Source organism: Bacteroides togonis (assembly GCF_900130135.1).
Classification (GTDB): Bacteria; Bacteroidota; Bacteroidia; order Bacteroidales; family Bacteroidaceae; genus Bacteroides; species Bacteroides pullorum.
The window spans coordinates 2,904,345-2,918,942 of record NZ_LT670820.1 but is presented as its reverse complement, the minus strand read 5'-3'; the positions used below and the strand labels follow the sequence as shown (position 1 = coordinate 2,918,942).

General features: G+C 45.4%; 13 protein-coding genes and 1 riboswitch. Of the genes, 8 read left to right on the top strand and 5 right to left on the bottom strand.

What is annotated here, in order from left to right; all coding sequences use genetic code 11:
• Positions 1–47: 47 nt before the first annotated feature.
• Positions 48–1,094, top strand: a complete 1,047-nt coding sequence (locus tag BQ8005_RS12390; RefSeq protein WP_234984046.1) for a metallophosphoesterase family protein — start codon at positions 48–50, stop codon at positions 1,092–1,094.
• A gap of 92 nt (positions 1,095–1,186) precedes the next feature.
• Here BQ8005_RS12390 and BQ8005_RS12385 read toward each other — a convergent pair whose 3' ends face one another.
• On the bottom strand, positions 1,187–2,080 hold the full coding sequence (locus tag BQ8005_RS12385) for an EamA family transporter (protein ID WP_234984045.1): 894 nt from the start codon (positions 2,078–2,080) through the stop codon (positions 1,187–1,189).
• Positions 2,081–2,241: 161 nt separating this feature from the next.
• On the opposite strand from BQ8005_RS12385, the gene BQ8005_RS12380 reads away from it, so the two are divergent.
• The 6 genes from BQ8005_RS12380 to BQ8005_RS12355 all read left to right on the top strand — a co-directional run bounded on the left by BQ8005_RS12380 (position 2,242) and on the right by BQ8005_RS12355 (position 7,960).
• The gene (locus BQ8005_RS12380) at positions 2,242–2,997 is read left to right on the top strand and encodes an exodeoxyribonuclease III (RefSeq protein ID WP_075318274.1); all 756 of its coding nucleotides are present in this window, start codon (positions 2,242–2,244) and stop codon (positions 2,995–2,997) included.
• A 132-nt stretch (positions 2,998–3,129) separates the two neighbouring features.
• Positions 3,130–3,972: a 5-dehydro-4-deoxy-D-glucuronate isomerase gene (kduI, locus tag BQ8005_RS12375; RefSeq protein ID WP_021848769.1), complete on the top strand. Its 843-nt coding sequence runs from the start codon at positions 3,130–3,132 to the stop codon at positions 3,970–3,972.
• A gap of 32 nt (positions 3,973–4,004) precedes the next feature.
• Positions 4,005–4,808: a gluconate 5-dehydrogenase gene (locus tag BQ8005_RS12370; RefSeq protein ID WP_021848768.1), complete on the top strand. Its 804-nt coding sequence runs from the start codon at positions 4,005–4,007 to the stop codon at positions 4,806–4,808.
• Positions 4,809–4,916: 108 nt separating this feature from the next.
• Positions 4,917–6,146 carry a DUF4861 domain-containing protein gene (locus tag BQ8005_RS12365; RefSeq protein ID WP_075318273.1) on the top strand — a complete coding sequence of 410 codons (1,230 nt, stop codon included), beginning with the start codon at positions 4,917–4,919 and terminating at the stop codon, positions 6,144–6,146.
• Positions 6,147–6,473: 327 nt separating this feature from the next.
• The gene (locus tag BQ8005_RS12360; protein WP_075318272.1) at positions 6,474–6,923 is read left to right on the top strand and encodes a DUF3836 domain-containing protein; all 450 of its coding nucleotides are present in this window, start codon (positions 6,474–6,476) and stop codon (positions 6,921–6,923) included.
• 83 nt (positions 6,924–7,006) lie between these two features.
• The gene (locus BQ8005_RS12355; RefSeq protein WP_075318271.1) at positions 7,007–7,960 is read left to right on the top strand and encodes an acyltransferase family protein; all 954 of its coding nucleotides are present in this window, start codon (positions 7,007–7,009) and stop codon (positions 7,958–7,960) included.
• A gap of 3 nt (positions 7,961–7,963) precedes the next feature.
• Here BQ8005_RS12355 and BQ8005_RS12350 read toward each other — a convergent pair whose 3' ends face one another.
• The 4 genes from BQ8005_RS12350 to BQ8005_RS12335 all read right to left on the bottom strand — a co-directional run bounded on the left by BQ8005_RS12350 (position 7,964) and on the right by BQ8005_RS12335 (position 13,522).
• On the bottom strand, positions 7,964–8,647 hold the full coding sequence (locus BQ8005_RS12350; RefSeq protein ID WP_075318270.1) for an MIP family channel protein: 684 nt from the start codon (positions 8,645–8,647) through the stop codon (positions 7,964–7,966).
• A gap of 173 nt (positions 8,648–8,820) precedes the next feature.
• Positions 8,821–10,560, bottom strand: a complete 1,740-nt coding sequence (locus BQ8005_RS12345; RefSeq protein WP_075318269.1) for an IS1182 family transposase — start codon at positions 10,558–10,560, stop codon at positions 8,821–8,823.
• Positions 10,561–10,734: 174 nt separating this feature from the next.
• The gene (gene miaB / locus BQ8005_RS12340; RefSeq protein ID WP_075318268.1) at positions 10,735–12,105 is read right to left on the bottom strand and encodes a tRNA (N6-isopentenyl adenosine(37)-C2)-methylthiotransferase MiaB; all 1,371 of its coding nucleotides are present in this window, start codon (positions 12,103–12,105) and stop codon (positions 10,735–10,737) included.
• Between the two features lie 136 nt (positions 12,106–12,241).
• Positions 12,242–13,522 (bottom strand): voltage-gated chloride channel family protein, encoded by a 1,281-nt coding sequence (locus tag BQ8005_RS12335; RefSeq protein WP_075318267.1) that lies wholly within the window; start codon positions 13,520–13,522, stop codon positions 12,242–12,244.
• Between the two features lie 124 nt (positions 13,523–13,646).
• Positions 13,647–13,715, bottom strand: a riboswitch (Fluoride riboswitch).
• A gap of 465 nt (positions 13,716–14,180) precedes the next feature.
• On the opposite strand from BQ8005_RS12335, the gene BQ8005_RS12330 reads away from it, so the two are divergent.
• Positions 14,181–14,594, top strand: coding sequence for a hypothetical protein (locus BQ8005_RS12330; RefSeq protein WP_075318266.1), 414 nt, complete (start codon positions 14,181–14,183; stop codon positions 14,592–14,594).
• Positions 14,595–14,598 lie beyond the last annotated feature (4 nt).

Below are 14,598 nucleotides of genomic sequence, written 5' to 3'. Positions count from 1 at the left end.
CACATGGGCCTTACCTCCAAGAGGTTACAAATGACGGAGCAACAATAGTGTTTCTCACTTCTGCCAAAGCCTTTTCGTGGGTAGAACTAAAACCCCATGGAGCGGCAAACGAACAGGCCGTGCGCTACTATGAATCAAAAGACGGTCTGAAAGCAGCCTTCGACACTTTCAACGCCATACGCATAGAAAACTTGAATCCCGGCAAGTCTTACGACTATCGCATCCTGTCCAAAGAGATGCGTGATTTCCAGCCCTACAAAGTAACTTATGGCGACAGCATCACCACGCCCTGGTACACATTTTCTACCGTGAACCCTGCTCAGAAAGGCGCTTCCATTTTCGTGACCAGCGACATGCACACTGATGCCGTCAAGCTGGGAAAACTGCTAGAATTAGCCGACTACAAGACCTGTGACGCCTATTTTTATGCAGGCGACATGATGAACTACCTTGACAATACGGAGACCATCTTCACCTCATTTATTGACGTCAGTGTCGAAAAATTCGCCAAAAACATTCCTTTCGAAGTGGTACGCGGCAATCACGAGACACGAGGCTCGCTAGCCCGTAGCTATTCGCGCTATTTCCCCAAGAAAAACGGCAAAATTTACGGCTCCTACTTACTAGGCGACGTAATGATCGTAATGCTTGACTCGGGCGAAGACAAAGCTGAAGACCACTGGGTATATGCCGGACTAACGGACTTCAACGCTTACCGCACCGAACAGGCCCAATGGCTCAAGGAAGTGATGAATTCCAAAGAATATAAAAAAGCAAAATACCACATAGTTATCTCTCACTTCCCAATGGTAATAGAACCGGATACTGAAAACAACGAGGTCTGGCATGGTTGGCAGGATGCTATCAACAAGTTTCTACCTATACTTAATAAGGCCAAAGTTGATCTATTAGTATCTGGACATACTCACCGTTATTCCTGGCACGATGCTGACAAAATAAATAATCAATTCCCCATATTGGTTCAAGGAGCTATGTGTGCTGCACGTTTAGATCTAAAAGATGGAAATATACATATTAAAGTAATTGATATCAATGGAAATATACTAAAAGAGACATTACTAAAAGCAAAATAAAACCTTGATCAATAGGAAATATTCTTAAATAAAAAAGGTAGGAAATGAATTCAACAAATTCTTCCCTACCTCTTTTTCATTTAAAAAGCCTATTATCGCTTGGTCATGACAATCATGAACGTGATGGCTACCATCGAAATCAGAATGCCAACAACAATATTCGTCGTAAGCGCTTCGCCGAAGACGAGTGTCCCTACCAGAATGGCCGTGACAGGCTCGAAGACACCGAGCACAGAAGCCTTGGTCGCCCCGATGTTGCGGGTAGCGATGGCCAGTGTAGCGGTGGACACGATGGTGGGCAGCACGGCGAGCCCTACCAGGTTCAGCCAGGCCGTGTGGCCCGTCAGCCCAGTCATTACTCCTGTATCCGACAATGCAATCTTGCCCAAAAAGACAATCGTACCTACTGAAAGGGCGTAAAAGGTGAGGAGGCTGTTCGAAATATTGCCGATGACCTTGCTCCTATTAATGATAACGATGAACAACGCATACACCAAAGCCGAGGCGAAGGAGAGCAGGAGGCCTATCGGGTTGACCATCTGCGACGAATCACTCTGCGTCATGATGACCACCCCCACGAACGTCAGGCCGATGGAGAGCCATACTGGCCACGAGGGGACTACTTTCAGAAAAACCATGATAATGGCCACCAGGACTGGATAGAGGAAGACGATGGTCGTGGCCAACCCCGAAGCGATGTACTTGTATGCCTCGAACAGGGTGAGACTGCTGGTCGTATAGAGTAGTCCCAGCACGAGCAGTACGCCCGCCTGCTTCCACGACACCTTGAAGCTTTGCTTGCGCAGCAAGAGGAATGCCCCCAGAAGTAGCACCGCGATGATATAGCGGAAAAAGAGGATAGATTCTATCGAAGCGCCTTCCTTCATCAGAGGGACGGCAAACAGAGGGTTCAGTCCATACGTGATGCCGGTGATGATACCGGCCGGATAACCGATGATGGCATTTTTGCTGAGAGTCTTTATCATTGCTGTATCTTGTAAAGATGAATCGGGGCGCAAAATTACAAAAATTCTCCGAAGAGTATACATCGCACGGCCTGTAACAACATTTTTTGCCTGTACCGATGGTTAATCAGTGCTTTTTCGCTATGTTTGTAAAATCATAATTAAAATAACATCACCGAAATATGAAATTCATCTCCTGGAATGTAAACGGGCTCCGCGCCTGTAAAGATAAGGGCTTCATCGAAGCTTTCCACCGGCTCGACGCCGACTTCTTCTGCCTGCAAGAAACCAAAATGCAAGAAGGACAACTGGACCTTCCTTTCGAAGGTTACACATCCTATTGGAACTATGCCGAGAAAAAAGGTTATTCGGGCACGGCCATTTACACACGCCACCAACCGCTAAGCGTCAACTATGGCATCGACATCGAACACCATGATAAGGAGGGACGCGTCATCACGCTGGAGATGCCGGACTTCTACCTTGTCACCGTCTACGTGCCCAACTCGCAGGACGAGCTGCGCCGCCTGGACTACCGCATGACGTGGGAAGACGACTTCCGTACTTACCTCCTGGCGCTCGACGCGAAAAAGCCCGTCATTGTGTGTGGTGACCTGAACGTGGCCCATCAGGAAATCGACTTGAAGAATCCCAAAACCAACCGCCGCAACGCAGGCTTCACCGACGAAGAACGCGCCAAGTTCACCACCCTACTCGCAAGTGGCTTTACTGATACCTTCCGCTACTTCTATCCCGACCAGCGGGATATATATTCATGGTGGTCCTACCGTTTTCGCGCCCGTGAAAAGAATGCAGGCTGGCGTATTGACTACTTCCTGGTATCGAACCGCTTGTGTGAAAAACTCACCGACGCCAAGATACACACCGACATCTATGGTTCAGACCATTGCCCTGTAGAAGTAGACATTAACTTTTAAGTTTTGTACAATATTAATAGATAATAAGTACAAAAAAGTAAGGAGAGTCCGTTTTCTTTTGCTACATTTGCATCGTGTACGCAAACGAAGACCGTACAACGAGTATTTAAGGATATAAAAACAGTCAGTTCCATGAAGACAAACTATGAAATCCGCTATGCTGCGCATCCCGAAGATGCAAAGAATTATGATACCCGACGCATTCGCCGCGACTTTCTGATTGAAAGAATTTTCACTCCAAACGAAATAAATATGGTATACTCCATGTACGATCGAATGGTGGTAGGTGGTGCTATGCCAGCAGGCGAAGTATTGTCTTTGGAAGCTATCGACCCACTGAAAACTCCCTACTTTTTAACTCGTCGTGAAATAGGCATATTCAACGTAGGTGGTCCTGGTATAGTAAAAGCTGATAACACAGTATTTTCATTAGATTATAAAGAAGCTCTTTATTTGGGCTCGGGCAATCGTGAAGTAACGTTTGAAAGTCTCGACTCTTCCTGTCCTGCCAAATTTTACTTTAATTCTACAACTGCCCATTGCAACTATCCAGACCGTAAGGTAACAAAACAAGATGCCATCACAGCCGAGATGGGTTCACTCGAAGGATCCAATCACCGCTGCATTAACAAAATGCTCGTTAGCCAAGTGTTGCCTACCTGCCAGTTACAGATGGGCATGACGGAACTAAAACCTGGCAGTGTATGGAATACCATGCCTGCTCACGTACATAGCCGCCGAATGGAAGCTTACTTCTATTTTGAAGTACCAGAAGAACATGCAGTATGTCATTTTATGGGAGAAATAGAAGAAACACGTCACCTATGGATGCGAGGCGAACAAGCCGTCCTCTCACCTGAATGGTCCATCCACTCGGCAGCAGCTACCCACAACTATACTTTCATTTGGGGTATGGGTGGTGAAAACTTGGATTATGGCGACCAAGATTTCTCAAAAATAACAGATTTGAAATAAACCTAAGTTTAATAATTTAATATTTAAACGTTATGAATCCTTATTTGAATTTTTCTTTGGAAGGCAAGGTAGCCCTCGTAACAGGTGCTTCCTATGGTATTGGTTTTGCAATCGCTTCTGCCTTTGCAGAACAAGGTGCAAAAATCTGCTTCAACGACATTAACCAAGAATTGGTAGATAAAGGTTTGGCTTCTTATAAAGAAAAAGGTATCGCTGTACATGGTTACGTATGTGACGTAACGGATGAACCTGCTGTACAAGCTATGGTTGCGCAGATCGAAAAAGAAGTAGGCCCCATCGATATCCTGGTAAACAATGCTGGTATTATTCGCCGCATCCCGATGCACGAAATGGCAGCATCTGAGTTCCGTAAGGTAATCGATATCGATTTGAATGCTCCGTTTATTGTATCTAAAGCCGTATTGCCTGGCATGATGGAAAGAAAACACGGTAAGATTATTAATATCTGCTCCATGATGTCTGAGCTGGGTCGTGAGACAGTATCCGCTTATGCAGCTGCCAAGGGTGGTCTGAAAATGTTAACTCGTAACATTTGCTCTGAATATGGCGAATACAACATCCAATGTAATGGCATTGGCCCGGGCTACATCGCTACTCCACAGACAGCTCCGTTGCGTGAAAAACAACCGGACGGTAGCCGTCACCCGTTTGATTCATTCATCTGCGCCAAGACTCCGGCTGGCCGTTGGCTGGATCCACAGGAACTGACTGGTCCTGCAGTATTCCTCGCTTCCGAAGCTTCTAACGCCGTAAATGGCCACATCCTCTATGTAGATGGCGGTATCTTGGCATACATTGGCAAACAACCTAAATAATTAATTTCATTTAGGAATACCCATTTAATGGATAATTGAAACGGAACAGTTTCCGGATTCAATTATCCATTTTTCTTATTTATCAAAACATTAATCTCTCTTCTTTATATGAAAAAAATATTCTTATCCTATATAACGGCTTGCATGTTATTGGCTTGTACAAACAATCAACCAATGACAGTAACCGTCAGTAACCCACTGGATATAGATCGTTCTGGAGAAATGGTGGAAGTATCCATGGATGAAATCAGTAATCGGCTAAAATTAGCTGATACAGCACAAATTGTGGTACTCGATGCTGAAGGTACCGAAATCCCCTATCAGATAACTTACGATGATAAAGTGATATTCCCTGCAACAGTAGCTGCCAAAGCAACAGCTACCTACACCATTCAGGAAGGAATTCCTCAACCTGTAGAGGTAAAAGCCTGTGGACGCCAATATCCAGAACGTCTGGATGACATGGCTTGGGAAAATGACCTGGTAGGTTTCCGTGCCTACGGACCTGCTCTACAGGCTGGAGGCGAACGGGGTTTCGGCTATGATCTATTCCTGAAACGTAATACTTCCGAACCGATATTGGAAGATCTGTACGCTAAAGAATTAGATAAAGAAGCACGTGCACGCGCTGCTGAATTGAGAAAAACAGATCCCCAAGCAGCCTCTGAACTATTGCAATCTATTTCCTACCACATTGATCATGGTTATGGTATGGACTGTTATGCTGTAGGCCCGACACTAGGTGCAGGCGTAGCAGCTCTTATAGACAATGGTGAAATTGTTTATCCATGGTGCTACAAAGATTTTGAAGTATTAGACAACGGTCCGCTACGTTTCACAGTAAAATTAGAATTCAATCCACTAACTGTAAAGGGAGATAGTAATATCGTAGAGACACGTATCATTACCCTTGATGCAGGTTCTCATCTGAACCGTACTGCTGTATCCTATACTGGACTTCAAGAATCTCTGCCTATAGCAACTGGCATTGTTTTACACGACGATGGTGCCGTAAAGACTGATGCAGCCAACGGTTACATGACTTATGTAGATCCGACCACAGGTCCTGACAACGGCAAAGTATTCGTAGGAGCAGCCTTCCTTACTGAAATTAAAGAAGCGAAAATTGTAAAATATTCCAATGACGAAAAGAAACAACATGGTTATGCCGAAGGACATATTTTAGCAACTAGCGACTATGAACCTGGAGCAAATTATGTCTACTATTGGGGATTTGGCTGGGACCGTGCAGACATAAAAGATATCAATGCATGGAATAACTATATGGCTAATTTTGCACAAAAAGTACGCAACCCGTTAACGATAAGTATAAACTAAAAGAAAGCATTATCAAAACATCCTATTCCCTAAAATAGGATGCTCAAATGCCCTGTATGGCCGTCATTCATCAGACGCACTACAGGGCATTTTGTATGTTTTCGAACATCAAAAGCGGACACATGTCCGATAACGAACAGAAGGGAATAATGAACCGACACTGATTATCAAATATTTAGAAGTTTGGCATGCCATTTGAATAATATTTAAGTGAATGGACGTTCGAGAAAAAAGAAACTCAATAGCGCAACTTTTCTTTCTACGAACAACGTCTAACTGATAAAAATAGAAACTAATAACAATAACTCTTTAAAACAGAACTGAATTATGAAAACTATGAACGTATTCAAAGCATTGGCACTCGCCGTAATCACACTGGTCAACCTTCTCAACACCCAAGCAATGGCACAGGATAACTTCATCACAAATGAAGAAGTAAAGAACAACCTCGTCGTATCGAGAACCATCTACAAGCAGGACGGCAACTATCTGCACAACCACATGCGTTACGAATTCGCTTATGACGAACAAAACCGTCTTATCAATAAAACAGCTTCCAAATGGGACGGTACTGTTGATAAATGGATTCCTTACTTCCAGATGACCTACCGCTACGAAGCCAACGAAGTCATCATGAGCTATGCCCGCTGGAGTGAATCACAAGAAACGTTCAGTAAAGACAAGAAAGAAACAGTATATGAACTGAACGAGAATAACATCCCCGTAGCCTGCCACCAAGTAATAGGAATTCCCGCTCTAATAGCCGAACGACGCTGATTGTTAAACTCACTGCATCATTTCCGAGGAGCGACAAAATGGTGTACTTTTGTGCACAAATAATCTTTAGAACTCTCACCAACATGAAGACAAAGGATCCGTTCCTCGGAAACGAACGTACCCTGTCCGGCAGGATGAATGAAATAGACTACCTGAAATGCGTCTGTATCCTATTGATGGTAATCTTCCACCTAACCTACATCGGCGACAAATATCCCTATGCCAAGCAAGTGGTTTACACCTTCCACATGCCAATCTTCTTGCTGATTTCAGGTTACCTGACCAATATTGGGAAGTCCATCAAAGAGTTTCTGAAGAAATACTTATGGATTTTTATTCCCTATGCAGTAATGGAAACAAGTTATGCGGTAGCTTCCTGCCTACTACCCGTACGCCAAGGACTAGAAGAACTGAGCCTGCCGGCCGTAATCGAAGCGATCTTCGTCTCACCCGTAGGCCCCTACTGGTATCTGCATACGCTTATACTCTGCGCCTTGCTCTACTACGTTGTCTTCCATCTTGTGCGAGGAAAAGCAATTACTCGCTTTATCATTCTAGGACTTTGCCTCTATGGCTTGGCATGCCTGCACCTACTAGCTTACGAGAATGCTACCTACTTTCTAGGAGGATGTATATTGGCACAGACCCACGTAAAACTAAACCGTTTCTTCCGCCCATCTATATGGGCTGTTGTACCACTCATTTTATTATGTGCCGTACCCGAAAATCTATCTCGCGGGAGTTTGGCCGGAGTAATCATTACCTGCCTGGCATCATGTCTGTTACTCTACTTCTACCCACTTCTGACGAATCGCTTTCGTCGAGGCTGCCTGTACATCGGACAACATACGCTAGCCATTCTACTTTTTTCCCCTGTTTTCACCATGCTGGCTAAAAGTTACTTGCCACTGCTGTCCTTCGATCCTACGGGTATACTATTCCTCGTAACGGCTACCGCCCTGGCTGTGGGCGGCAGCCTTGCCATCGAACAAATGTTATACCGATCGGGACTTTCCCGCTATTTCTTCGGAAAATAATAACTACTTACGACCTGCGGCAAAGAACTTCCACACCAGCGCACTACATGCAGCACCTACAAAAGGAGCTACAATGAAAAGCCACAGCTGTGAAAGAGCCTGCCCACCTTCAAGTAAAGCAGGGCCAATACTTCGAGCAGGATTGACCGACGTACCTGTAATAGGGATACAAACGATATGAATCAACACCAGTGTCAAACCAATAGCCAGGCCAGCCAAATTACCTGCACCACCTTTCTCATCAGTAGAACCAAGCACTACCAAAACAAAGATAAAAGTAAATACAGCCTCAGCAATAAACGCCTGTCCCGTCTCACTCGGATCAAACGTATTGGAACCAGTGGCTGTAGGCCCATCGAATCCTCCTGAAGATACTAGCAACGACAGTATGAACGAACCAATGATAGCACCTAATACCTGAAAAATCATATACATCGTAGCATCCTTACTATTCATACGCCCCGACATCCATACCCCCAGCGTAATAGCAGGGTTAATATGGCATCCTGAAATGCTTCCAATCGTATAGGCCATAGCCACTACGGATAAACCAAAAGCCAAAGCTACTCCCAAAGTTCCTACTCCGGCACCTACGGTGTCGGCTGCACTACCTGCGAATACAGCACTGCCGCATCCCATTAAGACAAGCACCATCGTGCCTATCATCTCTGCCAAATACTTTCTCATACGCTTCGATTTTAAGGATTAGACATTATTTCAATAATAAATTCCTTAAATATAAACATTTTCTTTATAAGTCGATTTGAAGAAAACGCATTTTAACACTTTAGTTTTCTTGAATCATAACCTTAAAGATAGAAAATAAAACAACTTGAAAGGCTTTTGGAAGAGAGAGACTTCTATATTTGAAACACAAAGAGGGTGTGTCGTAATACGCGATTCACCCTCTTTTCTTTATCAACGATAAGAGCGTTGTTAACTTTTTCAAGCAGCGATATTCTGAAGATAATCTCGATATTTTGTTCCCAATAGCTTAAATGAGTGGTAATAAGGCCGTAAAGGTGTTTAATTGGCCAATTTATCCCCTCTTTATTCATCTTGGTACACATCTTTTTTATATTGAAGGCGATGGCCAGGAAGGAAAAGTCCATAAGGACCTTGTCCTTTCCAAAATGACGGAAGCGCTTGTAGTTCATGTTGAATTTTATCTGTCCAAATACAGCTTCCGGTTCTATACACCTTTGCCCTCTGTGTTTCAGTCCTTCTTCGGAACAGAGAAGTTCCCGGGCTTTCTGTTTGTATATCCTGAGTCGGTGATTCAGTTCTATCGTCCTGTTTCCTTTAGCTTTAAAACACAGACATCTTAACGGACACCCTTCGCATCTGACAGCCCTATACCTGGCATATTCGACTACATATCCGGATTCGGTTTTCGTATGCCTGGTACCTGCCCTCTGCATCTTTTGTCCCATTGGACAGACGCAGTAGTCCTGTTCTTCATTGTAGAAAAAGTTTTCGGCTTTAAAAGGATTCGGTTTAAATCTTGGCCGCTGCTCCATGTGGAAACAATTGTATTTGACGTATGCTTCCATCCCGTTTTCCGACATAAAGTGGTAATTCTCTTCTGATCCGTAACCGGAATCAGCAACCACCGTATGAGCCAAACGGCCGTATCTGTCGGCAAAGGACTTCAGAAAGGGAATCATCGTCAAGGTGTCAGTCGGATTCGGAAAAAGAGAATAATCGATAATGAATTGATTTTCCGTAGCAATCTGAAGATTATATCCTGGTTTTGTCTGACCGTTGTGCATGGCATCCTCCTTCATTCTCATAAAAGTGGCCTCTTTGTCTGTCTTGGAATAAGAGTTGCGGTCCTGAAGATTGTCCAGATGGTTATTGTATTCCTGAAGCTTATCTCTATGTGCTTCCAGTTCTTTCAGCTGCTTGCGTTTCTTTCCCAGCGCAGATTTCTGCTCTTTCGTGGATGGTTCTGAAGTCTGTTCAAGAGCAGTGCGTAATTCTCCCGCCATTTCTGTCAGCATGGAAGGAGTAAACTCAATTTCCTCGTTGTTTTCCGAAGCTTTTTCCTGAGCGATGACGTCATCTATTTGGCTTAACAAAACACTGATTTTCTTCATCAGTCGTTCACGGTTTCGCTCAACGCTCTTCCGCCATACAAAAGTATATTTGTTGGCCTTGGACTCAATCTTTGTTCCGTCAATATATTCCACATTCAGACTGATGAAACCTTTGGATGAAAGCAGAAGTACGGTTTGGGTAAACACTTCGTTGATCTCCTTCTTCACCCGATTACGGAAACGGTTGATAGTAATAAAGTCCGGTTTCTCATAACCGGCTAACCAAATGTAATGGATATCACGACGAAGGAGCTTTTCTATTTTCCGGCAGGAGTATATATTGTTCATATAGGCATACAAGATAACCTTTAGCATCATCTTGGGATGGTAAGGACTACGGCCGCATTCTTTGTATAACTTCCTGAAACCTTCAAGATTCAGGCTTTCAACCAAAGCGTCAACCATGCGTATAGGATCGTTTTCTGCAATATCTTCATCGATTCTTTGCGGAAATAGTACCGTTTGGTTGGGAGTGTAGGGACGAAAATGTATCTTTGCCATATGTATAAATCTTTAGGCTTAAAGATACAAAATCTTTAGGTAATAACAAAGCCCCAGCTTGTGAAAGTCGGGGCTTTGTGCTAAACAAAGAAGGTGTGCTTTTTGACACACCTTCCTAAGGTTTAAATCTATTTTCTCCTGTTTTTTGAGCAATCACTCCAAAGAGCGTGTTCATCAAGCGATTTCTTCGCCCAGCAGTGTAGCCGAACTAGAGCCAGTGATACGCACCATTACCAAGTCGCCCACACGATGTGTACCACGGTCGAACACCACCACGCGGTTCTGCTCCGTACGGCCAAAGAGCTGGTCGCGGCTGCGCTTCGACACGCCCTCGACCAGCACCTCGTAAGTCTTGCCCACGCAACGCGCGTTGGCTTCGGCCGAGAGGCGGTTCTGCAGGGCGATGATTTCGTTCAGACGTCGTATCTTCACTTCTTCAGGGATATCGTCAGGCAAGTGCTTGGAAGCATAGGTACCAGGGCGCTCGCTGTACTTGAACATAAAGGCAGAGTCGTAGGCGCACGCTTCCATCAACGAAAGCGACATCCGATGGTCTTCCTCCGTCTCGCTATGAAAGCCGCTGAAGATGTCGGTCGAGAGGCCACAGTCGGGGATGATACGTCGGATAGCAGCCACCCGCTCCAAGTACCACTCGCGGTCGTACTTGCGGTTCATCAGCTTCAGGATGCGGCTGCTTCCACTCTGCACGGGCAGGTGGATGTGGCGACATACGTTGGGCTCTTCGGCAATAACATGCAACGTCTCGTCGCTCATGTCCTTGGGGTGCGAAGTGGTGAAGCGAATGCGCATCGAAGGGGCGGCCTGAGCCACTGTGCGCAGTAACATAGGGAAGGTGATGACTTCGCCATCAGGACGTTCGAAACGGTAGGAATTGACATTCTGTCCCAACAGGGTCACTTCCTTGTAGCCTTTCTGTTGCAAGTCGGCTACTTCGCGCAGAATGCTCTCCACGTCGCGGCTGCGCTCGCGTCCGCGGGTATAAGGCACAATGCAATACGTACAGAAGTTGTTGCACCCACGCATGATGGACACGAAACCAGAAATGTGGTTTCCACAAATGCGCGAAGGGATAACGTCGCGATAGGTTTCCGTGGTCGAAAGCTCCACGTTGATAGCCTTCTCGCCCGCCTCGACAGAGGCAATCAGTTCGGGCAACGTCAAGTAGGCATCAGGGCCTACGACTAGGTCCACGTGATGATGTTCGATGAGGTCGTCCTTCACGCGCTCGGCCATGCAGCCCAAGACACCCACTATAAGGTGCGGACGCTTCTTCTTGAGCGAATGGAAGAACTCCAGTCGGTTCAGTATCTTCTGCTCGGCGTTGTCGCGGATGGAGCAGGTGTTCATGAACACTGCATCGGCATCGTCCAGCGTCTCGGCCATGCTGTACCCCGCCATCTGCATCACAGAGGCGATCACTTCACTATCGGCTACGTTCATCTGGCAGCCGTATGTCTCAATAAACAGTTTCTTTTCACTGTCGGCAGTTGCAGATTTAAAGTCTGCTCCCATCTTTTTTTCCATATAAATAAATGTATATTAGTTTATTCGGCTGCAAAGATACGAAAATAGTCGGCATTTCCATTCCTAACTCTCCATCTTACATCTCTATGCTTTACGCCCAAGAAAGCATTGAGATAGCAGGAAGAAAACAATGCTTTCATCTCAACATCCGACCCTTTTGTCTCCAATAGACCAAATGCTTCGGACTGCCCAATACCTGAGAGGTGTAGATGCCCGTGTGACCTGAAAACAGATAGGCCGTGACGCAAGCCACACCCAAGTAGATTCCTGCCTCCGCTCCAAAGAGTTCGATGCCCATCAGCGTGCAGGCAATAGGCGTGTTGGTGGCACCTGCAAAAACGGCCACAAAGCCCAATCCCGCCAGGAAAGATACAGGCAGAGGCAACAGGGCGGAAAGCGCACTGCCCAACGTAGCGCCGACAAAGAAGAGCGGCGTCACCTCTCCCCCTTTAAAACCAAAGCCGATGGTAAACGTAGTGAGCAGCAGCTTCAGCAGGAAATCGTACCACATCTGCACCTCGGTGAAGGAAGCCACGATGGTAGGGACGCCCAATCCGATATACTTCGTGGTGCCCAGCATCCACACGCACAACGCGATACAGACTCCTCCCAACAGCGGGCGGAAAGGCGGATAGGCGACATAACGCTTGGCCAACTGCCCCCACAAGACGATGGAGCGAGAGAAAGCCGATGCTACCAACCCAAATATCAAACTGGCCAGCAAAACCCACAACAATACGACGATGTCCAATCCCGGCACCTCCGACATGCAATAAGACGTATGTGCTATCCCCCAGGCATGGCAGGCAAAGTGAGCAAAAAAGGCTGAAAGGAAGATGGGGAAGATGGCATCGTAGCGCATACGCCCCACCACAATCACCTCCAATCCAAACACGGCACCCGCCAGCGGCGTGCCAAAGATGGAGGCGAAGCCGGCACTAATACCTATCTGTACCATGATTTTGCGGTCGTAAGGATGCATCCTGAACAGGCGCGACATCCAGTCGGCAATGGCTCCACCCATCTGTACACCCGTCCCCTCGCGCCCCGCAGAGCCTCCGAACAGGTGGGTCAGGACAGTGCCCACATACACCAGCGGTGCCATTTTGAAAGGGATAATGTTGCGCGAAGAACGGATTTCCTCTATCAAAAAATTGTTCCCCTTCGCCGCCGTACCTGCCCAATAATGGTACATCAACCCAATGAGCAAGCCGCCCAAGGGCAGGCAGGCAATGATCCATAGATGACTTTCCCTATAATCGGTCGCCCAATTGAGCGACGCTAGCAACAAGGCAGAAGCAGAGCCTATCAATCCACCTGCCACAGCAGTAATGCAAATCCATTTCAGCAGATACTCCAAGATGGGAAACTGTTCGAAACGGGTTATCCAAACTTTTCTTTCAGACTTTTCTTTCATATCCAAACTACGTATTACAATATAAAAAAACAGGGGAGGCTACATAGGGGAAAAGCTGAAGAGAAGGATAACCACACATAAAAGTAACTATACACTTCCTCTTCGGGCAGGTATCCACACCTCCCTACAAACAGGAACTATCAGCTACTTGATTAGCGGTTTATAACAGGGAAGTCCCATTCCCTCCGATTAAAATCGGGCGTAAAAATACTTGTTTTTTCTGAGCCATACAACTTTTATCTTTCACAACACATCGAAACATCCATCAAAATACAGATGAAATATTAACAAACTCGACGCTTACAACACATAAACCTCCCGTTTCAGCCAACATATTCAAACGAATAGAATCACAAATTATAGGCTTTCATTTGTAAAATAATCGTATAATTAACCATCTTTCCGTCAAAATCAAACCTCACAAGATTTTATGTGTTAATAATCTATAAACAAATGAACAATTTGAGAGGTATATTTGGCTGTTTTCGATAAAATTTACAATTTTGCAACATGAAGAAAAACATTAGATTTTTTCATAGTTAAGGTTTAGGTTAAAAAAATGAGGGGAGCTGTGAAGCTGCCCTTTTTTATTGCCGTTTTATTGGCAACAATCAGATAAATTGGTTACCTTTGGCGGTAGAATTAACACCTCCTGAGTATGGAAGACATCTTAAAGTTTCTGTTAATAGCAGGCATCCTCATTATCGGATTTGTCAAACAAGCCAAGAAGGAAGCCAAAAACACCTCGGCTCCTCCAAGGGATGATAACGACATACCACACCCTCACAAAACTCATCCACTTCCAGAAAGTTGGGAAGGTATTCCAATCCCTCCTCCCCTACAAACGGACAACACTCAGGCAAAAGAGCAAGCACACAAGCAAAAGGTAAAACCTTTTATCCCCCAAAATTATCAAACTCAACAAACTGTGCAACACAAGCAATCAGTTGCACAAACACCACAAACCAACAGAGCAGAGACCCAAGATACCTCTCCCGCCATCGATATACAATCGGCAGAAGAAATACGCAAGGGTATCATCTGGTCGGAAATCTTACAGAGGAAATATTGAGAAA

What these genes read in the sequence shown, in the direction of transcription:
- BQ8005_RS12345 (WP_075318269.1), bottom strand. Translation starts at nt 10,560, where the DNA reads ATGGCAAAGATACATTTTCGTCCCTACACTCCCAACCAAACGGTACTA.
- BQ8005_RS12360 (WP_075318272.1), top strand. Translation starts at nt 6,474, where the DNA reads ATGAAAACTATGAACGTATTCAAAGCATTGGCACTCGCCGTAATCACA.
- kduI (WP_021848769.1), top strand. Translation starts at nt 3,130, where the DNA reads ATGAAGACAAACTATGAAATCCGCTATGCTGCGCATCCCGAAGATGCA.
- BQ8005_RS12365 (WP_075318273.1), top strand. Translation starts at nt 4,917, where the DNA reads ATGAAAAAAATATTCTTATCCTATATAACGGCTTGCATGTTATTGGCT.
- BQ8005_RS12385 (WP_234984045.1), bottom strand. Translation starts at nt 2,080, where the DNA reads ATGATAAAGACTCTCAGCAAAAATGCCATCATCGGTTATCCGGCCGGT.
- BQ8005_RS12330 (WP_075318266.1), top strand. Translation starts at nt 14,181, where the DNA reads ATGGAAGACATCTTAAAGTTTCTGTTAATAGCAGGCATCCTCATTATC.
- miaB (WP_075318268.1), bottom strand. Translation starts at nt 12,105, where the DNA reads ATGGAAAAAAAGATGGGAGCAGACTTTAAATCTGCAACTGCCGACAGT.
- BQ8005_RS12380 (WP_075318274.1), top strand. Translation starts at nt 2,242, where the DNA reads ATGAAATTCATCTCCTGGAATGTAAACGGGCTCCGCGCCTGTAAAGAT.
- BQ8005_RS12355 (WP_075318271.1), top strand. Translation starts at nt 7,007, where the DNA reads ATGAAGACAAAGGATCCGTTCCTCGGAAACGAACGTACCCTGTCCGGC.
- BQ8005_RS12350 (WP_075318270.1), bottom strand. Translation starts at nt 8,647, where the DNA reads ATGAGAAAGTATTTGGCAGAGATGATAGGCACGATGGTGCTTGTCTTA.
- BQ8005_RS12370 (WP_021848768.1), top strand. Translation starts at nt 4,005, where the DNA reads ATGAATCCTTATTTGAATTTTTCTTTGGAAGGCAAGGTAGCCCTCGTA.
- BQ8005_RS12335 (WP_075318267.1), bottom strand. Translation starts at nt 13,522, where the DNA reads ATGAAAGAAAAGTCTGAAAGAAAAGTTTGGATAACCCGTTTCGAACAG.